The following is a 14135-nucleotide window of genomic DNA, read 5'->3' as shown; positions in this document are numbered from 1 at the left end:
GCTCCGGCCGGCGCCGCGGCACGGGCCTCGGCGAGGCCCCGGCCGCCGAGCCGCGGGACACCACACCCGCCGCCGGCGCCCCTGCCGCCGCGGCGGAGGATCCCGCGGGGCCCGAGATTTCAGAGGTCCTTCGCAAGTTCCGGCGCGACCGGCGGCACAAGATGCTGGGCGGTGTGTGCGCGGGGCTCGGGCGGCAGTGCGACATGGACCCGGTCATCTTCCGCATCGGGCTCGCGGTGCTCTCGGCGACCGGCGGCCTGGGCCTCCTCTTCTACGGCTTCGCCTGGCTGTTCGTCGCATACGACGACGAGGACGAGAACGAGGTGCGCAAGCTGCTCACCGGCCGGGTGGACGGCCAGGCGCTGACGGCCGTGCTCTTCGCGCTGGTCGGCTGCGGGGTGTTCCTGTCGATGCTGAGCAACGGCGGGGTGATCAGCTTCGCCGCGATACTCGCGTTGCTCCTCGCGGGCGCCGGGTACTGGTCGCGGCAGCGCGGCGCCCTCGACCCCGACCCGCTCGCCGCACAGGCGGCGGCCGACGCGCCCCCGGAGGCACAAGCCCCGCCCGTCCCCGCCTCCTTCCCCTCCTGGTGGCGCGACCCGATCGTCAAGGACGGCACGTATGTGGGCGGCACGGGCTACCTGTGGGGCCCCGGGGACGCCCGGGACCGGGACATCGCGGCGACGCTCGACCCCGCGCAGGGCGACTACGGCAAGGACATCCGCGCGCGGGAGCCGAAGGCGCGCGGCCCCCGCTGGATCGGCGGTTGGGTCTTCCTGCTCGCCCTTCTGGCGGGCGCCCTCGGCACCGGCTCGACCTGGGACGACCACGCCCTGGGCACCAGTCTCCAGGCCGGCCTCGCCGGTGCGCTCATCGTCCTCGGCCTGGGCATCGCGATCAGCGCGTTCCTGGGGCGTACGGGAGCGGGGTCGATCTTCCTCGCGGTCATCACGGCGGGACTGCTGGCCGGCTCGGCGGCACTGCCGAAGGACATCAGCACGCACTGGGTGCGCACGGACTGGACGCCCACCGCGATGGCGGACGTCCAGAGCGCGTACGACCTCGGCACCGGCGTCGGCACATTGGATCTGACCCGGCTCGACCTCCCCAAGGGCCGGACCGTGACGACGAACGCCGAGGTGGGCATGGGGCGCCTCGAAGTCGTCGTGCCCCGCGACGCGACCGTGAACCTGACCATCGACGTGGGGGTCGGCGACATCCAGCTGCCCGGCGACGACAAGAAGGACGTGGACGTGGCCCCCGACAAACACCGGCAGCTGACCCTGAAGCCCACCGGCGACACCAAGAACGGCGGCACGCTCGACCTCACCCTCCAAGTCGGCGTCGGACAAGCGGAGGTGACCCGTGCTGCGTCATGACGTCCAGCCCGGCCGACTGATCGCGGGCTCCTTCCTCACCCTCGCGGGTGTCATCTACGCCGGCGACGCGGGCGGCCTCTGGGAGACCCCTTGGTTCGCGGTCATTCCTCTCGTCACCGGCGGCCTGTTCCTGGCGGCGGTCGCGGGCACCCTGACCCATGCGATACGCCTCCGGCGCAGGCGTTCGGCTTCCCGGAGCACGTCCACACCGGGTCGGCCACGCCGCCCGGCCTGACACCGGACCGGGCCTAAGCGAGACCGCCCGTGGCCCGGATGTTCTGGCCGGTGATCCAGCGGCTGTCCTGGCCGGCCAGGAACGCCACCACGTCGGCGATGTCGGACGGCTGCCCGAGCCGGCCGAGCGGCGTCAGCTGCACGACCATGTCCAGCGCCTCCTTCGGGTTGGTGCCGCGCAGCAGATCGGTGTCGGTGGCACCCGGAGACACCGTGTTGACGGTGATGCCGCGCGGTCCGAGTTCCACCGCCGCCGCCGCGGTCAACTGCTCCAGGGCGCCCTTGCTGATCATGTACGGGGCGATGCCCCGTGCGGCCCGGTGGGTGTTGAGCGTGGAGATGTTGACGATGCGCCCGCCGTCGGGCATGTGCCGGGCCGCGTACCGTACGGTCAGGAAGGCGGCCTTCAGGTTGACCGTCAGCACGCGGTCGTACAGCTCCTCGTCGATGTCGGCCAGGGGCGTCGGCGTGAAGTTCAGGGCCGCGTTGTTGACCAGGATCTCCACGCCGCCCGACCGGCTCTCTGCCGCGGTCTCCATCAGCTGCTCCGCCGCCCCGGCCTCCGCAAGGTCCAACCGCACCGCCCGCGCGCTGCCGCCCGCGTTCTCGACGGCGCGAACGACGTCTTCCGCGGCCTCGGAGCTGCTGGCGTAGTTGAACACCACCTCGGCCCCGTCGCGGGCGAGGCGTTCCACGATTCCCCGTCCGATGCCCCGCGACCCCCCGGTGACGACCGCGGTCCTGCCTTTCAGCCCTGCCATGTCGGTGTGTCCTCCACGCTCCGTGATGATCCGGCACACCGAACCTACCGCCGCGGTAACGGCTATGACGGGGCGTCAGCGGACACAGGGGACTCCAGGAGCGTGCGCGGCCCGAGGCGTCGACGCCTCAGTAGGCTCCCACCCGCTGCCTTCGGCGTGCTCGGATCCTCGCGTCGATCGAGAACACCGATGCTCCGGCGAGGACGAGGGGGAGCCAGGCCATCAGGTAGGCGAGGTCGTTGCCGTAGTAGTACGGATCCGACTGCCAGCTCACGGTGAGCCAGAGGCTGAGGGAGATCAGGGCGCCACCGAACGCGGCGAGCCGGCCGAACAGGCCGATCAGGGTGCCGATGCCGACGGCGAGTTCACCGGCGGCGATGGCGTAGCCGAAGCCGACGGGGTTCTTCAGGGCCAGGTCCACGAGGGCCGGGATCGCCGAGGAGTCGCGTACCGCGCGCATCATGTCGCCGACGGAACCGGAACCGGCCTCGGACAGGAACGCGCTGTCGGTGATCTTGTCGAGCCCCGCGTAGATGAAGGTGACACCGAGGAAGACACGCAGGGGAAGCAGGGCGTACCGCGTGGCGGTGTCCCTCCAGTCCCCTCCTCCGTCGTCCAGGTAACCGGAGTGCGTGTCCATGCGCATGCTGTGGGTCATCGCCCTCGGCCGCCTCTCACCCGCCGTACAGTTCACCCCTCAACAGAAGATACGTGCGGCAGAGCTCGACGGCTCAGGACGGGGGCGAACTTTTTCTGCCAGGTTTTTCCCTCCCCCAGCCGGCCCCTTCCCGAAACGGGAGCTTCCGTTCCCAGACCCCCATGGGCGAACCCATCGCCCCATAATGTGCGTATGGCCGAGATCATCCAGCGTGACGGGACCTGGGCCTTCGACGGCAGCACGGTCCGGATCACGCCGGGACTCCACCGCTCCGTACCGCTGTTCCGGCAGACCTACGGAGAGGTCGCCGTGCCGCTCGAAGCGGTCGCAAGCGTCGTCTACGAGCCCGAACGCAAACGCGGCCGCCTGCGCCTGAGGCTCCGTGAGGGCGCCGACCCGCTGCTTCAGGCGACCGGCGGGCGCCTTCCCGACGCGGCCGACCCGTACCGGCTGACGGTGGACATCGACCGCTCGGGCGTCGCCGAGTACGTCGCCGAGGAGATACGCCGCGCCCTGCTCCTCGAGCAGATCCCCAAGGAAGCCGCGAAAGAATACCTGCTGCCGGGCCCTCCCGTGCCGGTGTCCGTCCGCTCCAGCGACGGCACGGTGTCGTTCGACGGCATCCAGGTTCGTATCGACTGGAGCGAGTCCTCGGACCGCGTGAAGCGGGCGACGGGCCCGCGCATCATCGACCTGCCGGATCTCGTGCAGGTGGAGTGGCTTCCCAACTCCGGTTACGAGGACGGCTTTCTGCGCTTCATGACCCGCGAGACGGTGTTCTCCAAACTCCCGCCGGAGAAGGACCCGTTCGCCCTGGACCTGTGGGGCAGCGCCCGCCGCGATCTGCTCACGGCGCTCGTCGCCACCGCGGTCACCGCGCGCCTCCCCCATCCGTCCACCCGCACCGGCGAGTACGTTCTCCCTGCTCCGCCGCGCCTCCCGGCGGCGGCCCGGGACGCCGTACCGCCCCAGCGCCGGCGCCCGTCCCTGGCCGAGGCCGGGTCCGAGCCCGAGGACCATGACGTACTTCTGCGCCGGCTGAGGGAGTTGGGTGAGCTGCACCGCGACGGCGTGCTGACGGACGAGGAGTTCGCGGCGACGAAGGCCGCCGTACTGCGCGGATTCTGAGCCACCACGTGATCCACCACGGGCCACCGTCCGCCCGAACCGGGAGCTGCCACGGCCGGCCGGCCGTGACGCGCGCTCAGGACAGCAGATCCGGCTCGCTCCGGCTGATGTCCTGCCACAGCGGCTGATAGTTGATCCACGCCACCAGGTCACCGCCGAGCTGTTCACGCGTCGCCACCGCCTGGCGGTGGTCGATGAGGAGCGGCCGGCCCGCCGCGCGGGCGGTGAGCTGGACCTGGCAGGAGCGTTCCATGGACAGGAACCACCAGGCCGCCGCGTCGACCGAGTCGCCGACGGTCAGCAGGCCGTGGTTGCGCAGCACGAGCGCCTTGCGGGAGCCGAGCGCGGTGGCGATCCGCCGCCCTTCCTCGGCGTCCACGGCGACACCTGTGTATGCGTCATACAGCGCGTGATCCTCGTAGAAGGCACAGCTCTCCTGCGTGATCGGATCCAGCAGGTCGCCGAGCGCGGCCACGGCGCGTCCGTGCACCGAGTGGCAGTGGGCGACCGCGACGACGTCCGGGCGGGCGGCATGCACCTGGGCGTGCACGGTGAACGCCGCCTGATTGACGTGATAGCGCCCCTCGACCACCTGCCCCTCCCCGTTGGCCATCACCAGGTCGCCGACGGTGACATGCTTGAAGGGCATGCCGAACGGGTTGACCCAGAAGCAGTCGCTGAACTCCGGGTCGCGCGCGGTGATATGGCCGGAGACCCCGTCCTCGAAACCGAACCGCCCGAAGATCCGCAGCGCCCCCGCGAGCCGCTCCTTGCGGTGCCGCCGCTCGTCCTCGAGCGAATCGTGCATGGGCGGCATGGCGAATCGCAGCTGATCGGTGGGTAGGGGCAGGGGCGGCGTGGGCCCGGGCATATGTCCTCCAGCCCAGAGGTACGGACATCTTTACGGGCCGGAAGTTACCGTCGGTCCGCGCAGGAGAACAGTCATGTTCGTGAAGAGAGTGCGCAACCGTTGTGCGAGGTCGTTTGTCTGGCCTGAGGGACACCGACTGAGCGGTCGGGCCAGAGAGAATCCGGGCCGTCAAGACGGTCAAAACGTGCTGCACACGAAGCAGTCGGGCCATGAGGGACATGAGGAAAGGGAAGCCACATGAGAGGAGTCATGAACAGAACCGAGCGCCGGATCGCCGAGATGCTCCGGCAGATCGCCACCCGTGACGTCGTCGTACTGGACGACCTCGGAGGTTCGGCACACAGGCTGGCCGCGCTCACCTACATCGCCGTGCAGTACGGGTTCCGGTACGGGGAGGCGAGCAGGCAGGGCCAGACGCTCCAGGTCCACCTGATCCGCGACACCCGCCCCGAGGCACGCGAGCGGGGCACGGCGGCGCTCAGCCGGCTGGCGGCGGGCCGTACGCCGGGAATGCGCCCCGGCACCCTCAAGCCCTTGCCGGACGCGGCCCCCGCGGTCGGGCTGCTCAAGGCGCGTATCGAGTTCGACTGCCTGGACGACGACCTGGACTGGCGCCGCAAGGCCGCCTTCATGAGCGCCAGCGCGGTCCTGATGGCGCTGCTGCTGATACCCGCCGGCTGGAGGGCGTCGCTCTCCGCGAGCGCCGCCATGGCCGCGGTGTTCGCGGTCTTCCTGCGCCTTGAGGTCGTCCGCAAGGACCGGCTCGCGCGACGGCTGCGAGCGGCCGGGATGCTCTGAGGACACAAGAGGCACCCGGATCACCGGGACACCCAGACACTCGGACAGCCACATACCCCGGATACCCGACAGAAGATGTCGGGTATCGGCTTCAGACTCGTCCTATGACGTCGAACTGGGCAGCCTTCACCGCCGCCGAACCCGATCTCGCCAAGACGGTCGAGGAACGCTTCAGCGCCTTCACCCACCACACCCTCGCGACCCTCCGCAAGGACGGCTCACCACGCACCACCGGGCTCGAAGTCCGTTTCCTGAATGGCGAGTTGTGGCTCGGCATGATGCCGAACTCGCGCAAGGCGCTGGACCTGCACCGCGATCCGCGCTTCGCGCTCCAGGCCAACCCAGGGTCCGGGACGGAGATGGCGGGCGGTGACGTACGGATCGCGGGCCGGGCCGTCGAGGTGACGGATCCCGAGACGGTGGCCCGGTACGCGCAAGAGGTGGAACCGCCGGAGCAGTTCCACCTCTTTCGCACCGAGCTGACGGAGGTCGTACGGACCTACGTCGAGGACGACACGTATCTGGTCGTCGAGATCTGGAAGCCTGGCGAGCCGGTGCGCACCGTCAGGCGGAAATGATCCGGGGAGCCGCCGGGAACGTGACGGCCGAGGTCACTCCCACTCGATCGTCCCCGGCGGCTTGCTCGTCACGTCGAGCACGACGCGGTTGACGTCCGCGACCTCGTTCGTGATCCGGGTCGAGATCCTCCCGAGCACGTCGTACGGGAGGCGTGACCAGTCGGCGGTCATGGCGTCCTCGCTCGACACCGGTCGCAGCACGATCGGGTGACCGTAGGTCCGGCCGTCGCCCTGGACGCCGACCGACCGCACGTCCGCGAGCAGCACGACCGGGCACTGCCAGATGTCGCGGTCGAGGCCCGCAGCGGTCAGCTCCTCGCGGGCGATGGCGTCGGCCTCGCGGAGCAGGTCGAGGCGTTCCTTCGTCACCTCACCCACGATGCGGATACCGAGGCCCGGGCCCGGGAACGGCTGGCGCTGGACGATCTCGTCCGGCAGGCCGAGCTCCTGGCCGACCATCCGGACCTCGTCCTTGAAGAGCTTGCGCAGCGGCTCGATCAGCTGGAACTCGAGGTCCTCGGGGAGCCCGCCCACGTTGTGGTGGGACTTGATGTTGGCCGTGCCCGTACCACCACCGGACTCGACCACGTCCGGGTAGAGGGTGCCCTGGACCAGGAACTCGACGGCCTCGTCGGAGCCGCTCGCCTCGGCGATGATCTCCACCTGCGCCTGCTCGAAGACCCGGATGAACTCGCGCCCGATGATCTTCCGCTTCTCCTCGGGGTCCGAGACACCCTTGAGCGCGGTGAGGAACCGCTCCTCCGCGTCCACGACCTTCAGCTGTACGCCGGTCGCGGCCACGAAGTCCTTCTCGACCTGCTCGGTCTCACCCTTGCGCATCAGACCGTGGTCGACGTACACGCAGGTCAGCTGGGAGCCGATGGCCTTCTGTACGAGGGCCGCGGCGACCGCGGAGTCCACACCGCCGGAGAGCCCGCAGATGGCGCGCTTCGTACCGACCTGCTCACGGATCGCGGCGACCTGCTCCTCGATCACGCTGCCGGTCGTCCAGGACGGGGTCAGGCCCGCGCCCCGGTAGAGGAAGTGCTCCAGGACCTGCTGGCCGTGCGTGGAGTGCATGACCTCGGGGTGGTACTGGACGCCGTAGAGCTTCTTCTCATCGTTCTCGAAGGCGGCGACCGGGACGACGTCCGTGGACCCGGTGACGGTGAAGCCCTCGGGGGCCTCGCTGCACGCGTCGCCGTGGGACATCCACACCGACTGCTCGTCCGGGGTGCCCTCGAAGAGGGTGGAGCCGGACTTGGAGACGTGCAGCTGCGTACGGCCGTACTCGCGGGCGCCCGTGTTGTCGACGGTGCCGCCGAGGGTCGTCGCCATCAGCTGGAAGCCGTAGCAGATGCCGAAGACGGGGACACCGGCCTCGAACAGGGCGCGGTCGACGCTCGGGGCGTGTTCCGCGTACACCGACGAGGGGCCGCCGGAGAGGATGATCGCCGCCGGGTTCTTGGCGAGCATCTCGGCGACCGGCATGGTGCTCGGCACGATCTCGCTGTAGACCCGGGCCTCGCGGACTCGGCGGGCGATGAGCTGGGCGTACTGCGCACCGAAGTCGACGACCAGGACGGTGTCGGGGGTGGCGGCAGCGGGGTTCGCTGATGGCACGGGTTGCCTTCCGGCGGTTTAGCGGGGATCTGTGCTGCCGATTCTAACGGGGACTGTGGGAGGGGGGCCCGCGGCAGGGTTTTTCGCCCCCGCCGCCCCTACCCATTCCCATCCCCTGGGGCTCCGCCCCAGACCCCGCTCCTCAAACGCCGGAGGGGCTGACATACCCGGCCCGTCCGGCGTTTGAGGACGAGGCCGCCAGGCCGATACGGGGGTCTGGGGGCGGAGCCCCCAGGAACGGGATGGGACGGGTAGGGGCGGCGGGGGCGAAAAACCCTTAGGCCCCAGCCCCCAAGGACCGGCCATCTCACGATCCGAACCAGACTTGGAGTGGACCCGCCGGGCGGGCATACTGCCCGCATGCTCAAGCACCAGACCTTCGTCTTTACCTATGGCAACCGGCCCACCGGCTGCCATGGTCGTGCTGCTTGAGCAACTGACAAGCGACTTCCCAGGCGCCCCGGGCCGACAAGGCCCGGGGCGCCTGGCGTATCCGGACCTTGCCGCCCCGGGGCAGCCCTCCGAAACCGAAGAGGAGCCCCACCCATGGCTGACGTACTCGACAAGACCGGCGCCCGTACCGACGAGGCCGCCGATGTGATCACCGGTGCCCGAGAGCGCATCGACGCACTCGACGACCGGATCATCGGCCTCGTACAGGAACGCATGGCCGTCTCGGCCGTCGTCCAGGACGCACGGATCGCCTCCGGCGGCCGACGGGTGAACCTGTCGCGCGAGATGGAGATCCTCGGCCACTACAGGGAGGCGCTGGGCAAGCCGGGCACGTCGCTGGCGATGACGCTGCTGGAGCTGTGCCGGGGCCGCATCTGAGTCCGGCGCACGCACGTACCCACGCCCCTCACCCGTACGGCGCGTGACCGCTCGCAATGGGCTTCGTTGGTCCCGATGTCCGTGCCAGCCAGGGGCGGGCCCGAACAACCACGCGTGGCTCCGCTGGAGCGAGATGAGGCGTGCGGACGTGCGTCGTGGGACCTCGCTCCGGCAGAAGTGACCGGACGGCAGGGGACAGCAGCCCGGTCACGCAAGAGAAGGTCGGCTCCGGGGACGCCCGGAGCCGACCTGCGGAATCCGTGCCAGGGCGGTCGAAACGGTTGCGGAGGCCGCGGCCCATCAAGCACGATGCGTAGGGCAGCCAAATCGAACAGCACCCGGTCCCGACGCAGACAACCGCATTGCATCGCCTCACTGCCAATGGTCTACACCACGCACGCTCCCCACGTGCGCCGGGGCGGAGACCCGTGGACGTCTGAACCATCCGCACCACCGGAACCACCGCACCACCCGAACCACCGAAAGCACCGGAACCAGCGGCGCTACCCCCCGGCGCCGCTCCCCAGGCACCGACGCTGCCCTGACGTCGGTGCTGACCAAGGAGGGCCCCGCGGATCCGTCCCGCGGGGCCCTTCGCCTGCCTGGACTCACAGCTACTTGCCTGGGCTCACCGCTTCTCCGGTTTCTCCAATTTCTTCAGCTTCTCCATTTGCGCCTCGATGATCACGGACGGGATCTTGACCTTGTCCGGGTCCGACACGGCCATCGTGCTGAAGGCCACCACGGTCGTCCCGCTCCGTACGACGGTGAAGGCCGCCGGCGCCTTCAGGCCCTCGATCGACGTCATCAGTCGGTACGCGACGGCTTCGTCGCCGAGCTCCGGGTCGGCCGACGGCTTGACCCCGGTGTACTGGTAGCCGGTGTGCTTGTACGCGGTGCATTTCTTCGCCGCCGTCCGCAGCCCGGAGAGCACCTTGTCGGCGTCGCCCTTCGTGTACGACAGCAGCGTGAGCGAGGTCGTCGAGGCATCTTGTGCGTCGTTTGCGGCGAACGTGCGGCCGAGGGACGCCTCCGAGGTCGGGTTCGTCGTATAGAGGAACATGTCCGCCATCGGCTGGCACGCGGCCGGGTGTGCGGGAACGGAGTCCTTGACGATGTCCGCCGCGGGCATCTCCGCGACCTGGAAGCCCTTGACGTCGCCCGTCGCGAGTGCGGCCTTCTTCAGCTGAGCCTTGGTCAGGGGCGCGTCCTGACCTCGCTCCCGATCCCGATCCCGCTCCCGATCCCGCTCCGGCTTCTGCGCGGTCTCCTCAGCGGACTCCTCGGTCGGCTCCTCCACGGGCTCCTTCGCGTCGTCGGCCGCCCGCGCGGCTCCCTTCGACGGTTTCTTCTCGGCGTCGCTGCCATCCTCGCCGCCCCCGCCGCCTCCCCCGCACGCCGCGGTGCATCCCAGGGCGACCACGGCCGATGCGGCCGCCATGATCCGCGACACCTTTGCCTTCACGTTCCCCACCTTCGTGACCTTCGTTCTCCACGAGCCGCACCCGGCCGTCCGTGCCGGATGCCTCAAAGCCTGCCCGGTCAAGTGCGCGCCGCTCGACGGGCTCAATGTGGCGCACGCCACATGAGGATTCTGTGAATGCAGCTACAACCATTCACCACTGTCCCGTGTCTCACTTGCGGAACCTACGGCCACACCCGCGGCCCCCACACGCGGCGGTCTCCACTACTCGTACCGCCACGCCGCGGTACGCCGGACTTTCTGAGGTCTTGATGAAGCTTCGCCGTGCCATGGCCGCAGCGGCCGCGACGGCCGTCATAGCACCACTCGCACTGCTTTCGGCCGCACCGTCCGCGTTCGCCACCGAATCGGAGTCGCCGTCGCCGACTGCGTCCGAGACCGCGACCGGGACGCCCACCCCGTCCGCGTCCGCGAGCGCCACCGACACGTCCAGCCCGACGGCTGCCCCCACCAGCGAGATCCCCTCGTCCACGGCGTCCCCGTCCGCGTCCGCATCCGCGACCGAGAGCGCGTCCGGGTCGCCCACGGCCAGCACGACGCCCGAGCCGAGCGAGGACCCGGGCGACCCGGACGTCCCGTTCTGCGAGGACCTGGACGAGAACTTCGGCGATGCCAAGGTCTCCGCGGACATCAAGGGCCTGCCCGGCAAGATCGTCGCGGGCGACGGCTTCCACTCCTTCAACCTGGTCGTCACCAACGACTCGAAGGCCGACATCAGCGGCGTCGCCTTCTACGCCGAGATCGAGAACTACGAGCTCGACGAGGCGAAGTTCCTGAGCCCGTACGTCAACCTGCAGTTCAAGAACCCCGAGTCGGGCAAGTGGGAGCGCATCGGCGACGAGTCCTGGGCCGGTGACTACTTCTTCTTCGTCGAGAAGCTGAAGGCGAAGGCCAGCGAGAAGGTCGACCTGCGCGTCAGCATCGACGCCAAGGCCCCCGCCGGCGACGCCTACTCCTTCGGCTCGGGCGCCTACCTGGACAACATCAAGGGCCAGGACTGCATCGCCGAGGGCTGGGCCCAGTACGACTTCGAGGTCCTGAAGGCCGGCTCCACGAACCCGAACCCGGGCGAGGCCGAGCCGACTGACAAGGGCCCCAAGGACTCCGTGAAGAAGCCGCAGGGCAGCGTCTCCGACCTGCCGACGGGCAACCTCGCCGAGACCGGCTCCAGCTCCGCCCTGCCGATGGTCGGCCTCGTCGGCGGTGTCGCCCTCGTCGCCGGTGCGGGCGCCGTGTTCGCCGTGCGCCGCCGCAAGGCCGGCAGCGACGCGTAAGGCTCGATGCTGACGCGTAAGGCGTAACGCTTTGAAGGACCTGCGCTCGGAGGGGGGCGCAGGTCCTTCGTCTTTCCCGGAGTGCGGGTCCTTTTTCCCGGACGGGTACGTGCCGGGGTTACTCCTTCGGCGGCACCGCCGGCATCCCCAGGAACGGCAGCTTCAGCGCGCCGAAAGCGTCCGCGGGGACGGCGGGCGACCGGGGCTCGACCGGCTTCAGTCGCTCGTACGCGGCCCCCGGCGCCGGACGCGGGTCCGCCTCGCCCTTGTTGGGCCAGTACGACATGGCGCGCTCGGCCTGGGCGGTGATGGTCAGGGACGGGTTGACGCCCAGGTTCGCGGAGACCGCGGCGCCGTCGACGACCGAGATGCCCGGATGCCCGAACAGCCGGTGGTACGGGTCGATGACGCCCTCGTCGGCGGACGCGCCGATCGGGCAGCCGCCGAGGAAGTGTGCCGTGAGCGGCGTGCCCATCAGCTCGCCCACGTTGCTGCCCGCGAAGCCGTTGATCTCCGCGGCGATCGCCGAAGCGGCCTCGGAAGCCGCCCTGATCTGCTTGGGGTTGGGCGCGCCGTGTCCCTGCCGGGCTGTCAGCAGGCCTTTGCCTGCGCCCTTCGGCTTCAGATACGTCGTCAGGGAGTTGTCGAGTGACTGCATGACGAGGCCGATGATGGTGCGCTCCGACCAGCGGCGGTTGGAGAGGGAGCGGGCCACCAGCAAGGGGTGCCGTGCCGCGTGGGCCAGCCAGCCGAGAACCCTCGACGACCGCTCCGCGTACGGGACCTGGACGATGGACAGGCCGCCCATCGAGTTCGAGCCCCTGCCGTAACGGACCGGCTCGATATGGGTGTTCTCGTCGGGGTGGATCGAGGACGTGATCGCGACCCCGCGGGTGAAGTCGACCTTCGCCTCACCGGTGACCTTGCGGTAGCGCCGGTTGTCGGTCTGCGCGCCGACCAGGGCCTCGGAGTTGGTGCGGGTCAGCTCGCCCAACCTGCCGGAGACGTACGGCAGTTGGCCGCCCGCCTTCATGCGGTGCAGCAGGGTCTGCGTGCCGTACGTACCGGCCGCGAGGACGACCCGGCGGGCCTTGAAGATCCGCCCCTCGCCCTTGCCCTTCTTGTCGGTCGGGAGGGTGGCGACGGCGTACCCGCCCTGTGAGTCGTCCGTGAGCGAGACGACCGTCGTCATCGGGTGGACCACCGCGCCCGCCTTCTCGGCGAGGTAGAGGTAGTTCTCGACCAGGGAGTTCTTCGCGCCGTGCCGGCAGCCGGTCATGCACTCGCCGCACTCGGTGCAGGCCTTGCGGGCCGGGCCGGCGCCGCCGAAGTACGGGTCGGCGACCTGCTGTCCGGGGCCGGCCTTCGCCGTGCCCTCGGCGTCCTCGCCGTCACCGAAGAAGACACCGACCGGCGCCAGGTGGAACGTGTCGCCCACGCCCATCCGTTCGGCGGCCGCCTTGAGGTGGACGTCGGACGGCGTCATCGTGGGGTTGAGCCGTACGCCGAGCATCCGCCGGGCCTGGTCGTAGTACGGCTTCAGCTCCTCCTGCCAGTCGGTGATGTCCTTCCACTGCGGGTCCTCGAAGAAGGGCTTCGGCGGTACGTAGAGGGTGTTGGCGTAGTTGAGCGAACCGCCGCCGACACCCGCGCCCGCCAGCACCATGACGTTGCCCAGGAGATGGATGCGCTGGATGCCGTACATGCCGAGTTTCGGCGCCCACAAGTAGTTCTTGAGGTCCCAGGAGTTCTTCGGGAGGTTCTCGCGGGTGAAGCGACGGCCCGCTTCCAGGACGCCGACCTTGTAGCCCTTCTCCGTGAGGCGCAGGGCGGTCACCGAGCCGCCGAAGCCCGATCCGACGACGATGACGTCGTAGTCGTAAGCGTCCTGTGGCACCTGCTGTCTCCCCTTTGAGTGTGCGGTGCTTTGAATGCGCAGTGCGGGCGGGCCGACTACCGGAACCGGAATGCCTTCATGAGACGGAGACTGCGGCTCATGAACTGCGCGTACTTCTCGTCGTCCATGCCGAGCGACGGCGCCATCGGCAGCAGCCGCTGCTGGGCGACGGTCTGCGCCTCGGTGTACTTGAGGATGCCCTCGGAGCCGTGGCGCCGGCCGAGTCCGGAGTCCTTCATGCCGCCCATCGGCGACTGGACGCTGCCGTACGCGGGCGCGTAGCCCTCGTTGATGTTGACCGTTCCGGTACGCAGCCGGGCCGCGACCTTGGCGCCGCGGCGGCCGTCCTTCGTCCAGACCGAAGCGTTGAGGCCGTACGGCGTGGAGTTGGCGAGCTCCACCGCCTCGTCCTCGTCCTTGAAACGGTAGAGGGAGACGACGGGGCCGAAGGTCTCCTCGTTGCAGACGGCCATCGGCGCCTCGACGCCGTCGAGGATGGTGGGCTCGAAGAAGTACGGGCCGATGTCCGGGCGCGCGACGCCGCCCGCGACCAGGGTCGCCCCCTTCGCGACGGCCTCCTCGACATGCCGGGTCACCGTCTCCAGCTGGCGCTCGCCGAC

General features: G+C 69.8%; 15 protein-coding genes. 8 read left to right on the top strand and 7 right to left on the bottom strand.

All coding sequences use genetic code 11. From position 1 onward, the window contains the following. Positions 1-1379 (top strand): PspC domain-containing protein (locus FE633_RS44255; RefSeq protein WP_425473321.1); only part of this gene is annotated, 1379 nt, incomplete at its 5' end. Beyond that, the gene (locus FE633_RS44250) at positions 1366-1614 is read left to right on the top strand and encodes a hypothetical protein (RefSeq protein WP_138050823.1); all 249 of its coding nucleotides are present in this window, start codon (positions 1366-1368) and stop codon (positions 1612-1614) included. The genes FE633_RS44255 and FE633_RS44250, both read left to right, overlap by 14 nt. 13 nt (positions 1615-1627) lie before the next feature. On the opposite strand, the gene FE633_RS44245 is transcribed toward FE633_RS44250, so the two are convergent. Next, entirely contained in the window at positions 1628-2374 is a 747-nt protein-coding gene (locus tag FE633_RS44245; protein ID WP_138050822.1) for a glucose 1-dehydrogenase, read from the bottom strand. Between the two features lie 127 nt (positions 2375-2501). Further along, complete coding sequence (locus FE633_RS44240; RefSeq protein ID WP_138050821.1) at positions 2502-3032, bottom strand: DoxX family protein; 531 nt, start codon at positions 3030-3032, stop codon at positions 2502-2504. Between the two features lie 192 nt (positions 3033-3224). On the opposite strand from FE633_RS44240, the gene FE633_RS44235 reads away from it, so the two are divergent. Then, positions 3225-4160 (top strand): DUF4429 domain-containing protein, encoded by a 936-nt coding sequence (locus FE633_RS44235; RefSeq protein WP_138050820.1) that lies wholly within the window; start codon positions 3225-3227, stop codon positions 4158-4160. A gap of 76 nt (positions 4161-4236) precedes the next feature. Here the strand turns inward: FE633_RS44235 and FE633_RS44230 are convergent, their stop codons facing one another. After that, a complete protein-coding gene (locus FE633_RS44230; RefSeq protein ID WP_138050819.1) occupies positions 4237-5031 on the bottom strand; it encodes a class II aldolase/adducin family protein in 795 nt (264 codons plus the stop codon). A gap of 249 nt (positions 5032-5280) precedes the next feature. Here FE633_RS44230 and FE633_RS44225 point away from each other — a divergent pair, with 249 nt between their 5' ends. After that, positions 5281-5829 carry a hypothetical protein gene (locus tag FE633_RS44225; protein WP_138050818.1) on the top strand — a complete coding sequence of 183 codons (549 nt, stop codon included), beginning with the start codon at positions 5281-5283 and terminating at the stop codon, positions 5827-5829. Between the two features lie 104 nt (positions 5830-5933). Then, positions 5934-6407 (top strand): pyridoxamine 5'-phosphate oxidase family protein, encoded by a 474-nt coding sequence (locus FE633_RS44220; RefSeq protein WP_138050817.1) that lies wholly within the window; start codon positions 5934-5936, stop codon positions 6405-6407. A gap of 33 nt (positions 6408-6440) precedes the next feature. On the opposite strand, the gene guaA is transcribed toward FE633_RS44220, so the two are convergent. After that, the gene (guaA, locus tag FE633_RS44215) at positions 6441-8030 is read right to left on the bottom strand and encodes a glutamine-hydrolyzing GMP synthase (protein ID WP_138050816.1); all 1590 of its coding nucleotides are present in this window, start codon (positions 8028-8030) and stop codon (positions 6441-6443) included. Positions 8031-8576: 546 nt separating this feature from the next. Here guaA and FE633_RS44205 point away from each other — a divergent pair. Next, positions 8577-8861: a chorismate mutase gene (locus FE633_RS44205; protein WP_138050814.1), complete on the top strand. Its 285-nt coding sequence runs from the start codon at positions 8577-8579 to the stop codon at positions 8859-8861. Positions 8862-9489: 628 nt separating this feature from the next. Here FE633_RS44205 and FE633_RS44200 read toward each other — a convergent pair. Beyond that, positions 9490-10302, bottom strand: a complete 813-nt coding sequence (locus FE633_RS44200) for a hypothetical protein (RefSeq protein WP_138050813.1) — start codon at positions 10300-10302, stop codon at positions 9490-9492. Between FE633_RS44200 and FE633_RS47620 the strand changes: the two genes are divergently transcribed. Further along, positions 10301-10450 carry a hypothetical protein gene (locus FE633_RS47620; protein ID WP_171060381.1) on the top strand — a complete coding sequence of 50 codons (150 nt, stop codon included), beginning with the start codon at positions 10301-10303 and terminating at the stop codon, positions 10448-10450. The two genes, FE633_RS44200 and FE633_RS47620, sit on opposite strands and share 2 nt — an antisense overlap. Before the next feature lie 145 nt (positions 10451-10595). Continuing rightward, a complete protein-coding gene (locus FE633_RS44195) occupies positions 10596-11618 on the top strand; it encodes an LAETG motif-containing sortase-dependent surface protein (RefSeq protein WP_138050812.1) in 1023 nt (340 codons plus the stop codon). A 118-nt stretch (positions 11619-11736) separates the two neighbouring features. On the opposite strand, the gene FE633_RS44190 is transcribed toward FE633_RS44195, so the two are convergent. Continuing rightward, on the bottom strand, positions 11737-13515 hold the full coding sequence (locus tag FE633_RS44190) for a GMC family oxidoreductase N-terminal domain-containing protein (RefSeq protein ID WP_138050811.1): 1779 nt from the start codon (positions 13513-13515) through the stop codon (positions 11737-11739). Positions 13516-13571: 56 nt separating this feature from the next. Next, the coding region (locus FE633_RS49045) for an aldehyde dehydrogenase family protein (RefSeq protein ID WP_246114114.1) at positions 13572-14135 on the bottom strand (564 nt) is incomplete at its 5' end.

It is taken from the genome of Streptomyces montanus (genome assembly GCF_005786655.1).
Taxonomy (GTDB): domain Bacteria; phylum Actinomycetota; class Actinomycetes; order Streptomycetales; family Streptomycetaceae; genus Streptomyces; species Streptomyces sporangiiformans.
The sequence above is the reverse complement of the archived record's forward strand: the minus strand, read 5'-3'. Positions and strand labels throughout refer to the sequence as shown.

Coding starts and splice junctions, on each gene's coding strand:
- FE633_RS44230 (WP_138050819.1), bottom strand. CDS start 5,031: ATGCCCGGGCCCACGCCGCCCCTGCCCCTACCCACCGATCAGCTGCGA.
- FE633_RS44205 (WP_138050814.1), top strand. CDS start 8,577: ATGGCTGACGTACTCGACAAGACCGGCGCCCGTACCGACGAGGCCGCC.
- FE633_RS44240 (WP_138050821.1), bottom strand. CDS start 3,032: ATGACCCACAGCATGCGCATGGACACGCACTCCGGTTACCTGGACGAC.
- FE633_RS44195 (WP_138050812.1), top strand. CDS start 10,596: ATGAAGCTTCGCCGTGCCATGGCCGCAGCGGCCGCGACGGCCGTCATA.
- FE633_RS44200 (WP_138050813.1), bottom strand. CDS start 10,302: ATGGCGGCCGCATCGGCCGTGGTCGCCCTGGGATGCACCGCGGCGTGC.
- FE633_RS44220 (WP_138050817.1), top strand. CDS start 5,934: ATGACGTCGAACTGGGCAGCCTTCACCGCCGCCGAACCCGATCTCGCC.
- FE633_RS44235 (WP_138050820.1), top strand. CDS start 3,225: ATGGCCGAGATCATCCAGCGTGACGGGACCTGGGCCTTCGACGGCAGC.
- FE633_RS44245 (WP_138050822.1), bottom strand. CDS start 2,374: ATGGCAGGGCTGAAAGGCAGGACCGCGGTCGTCACCGGGGGGTCGCGG.
- FE633_RS44225 (WP_138050818.1), top strand. CDS start 5,281: ATGAACAGAACCGAGCGCCGGATCGCCGAGATGCTCCGGCAGATCGCC.
- FE633_RS47620 (WP_171060381.1), top strand. CDS start 10,301: ATGATCCGCGACACCTTTGCCTTCACGTTCCCCACCTTCGTGACCTTC.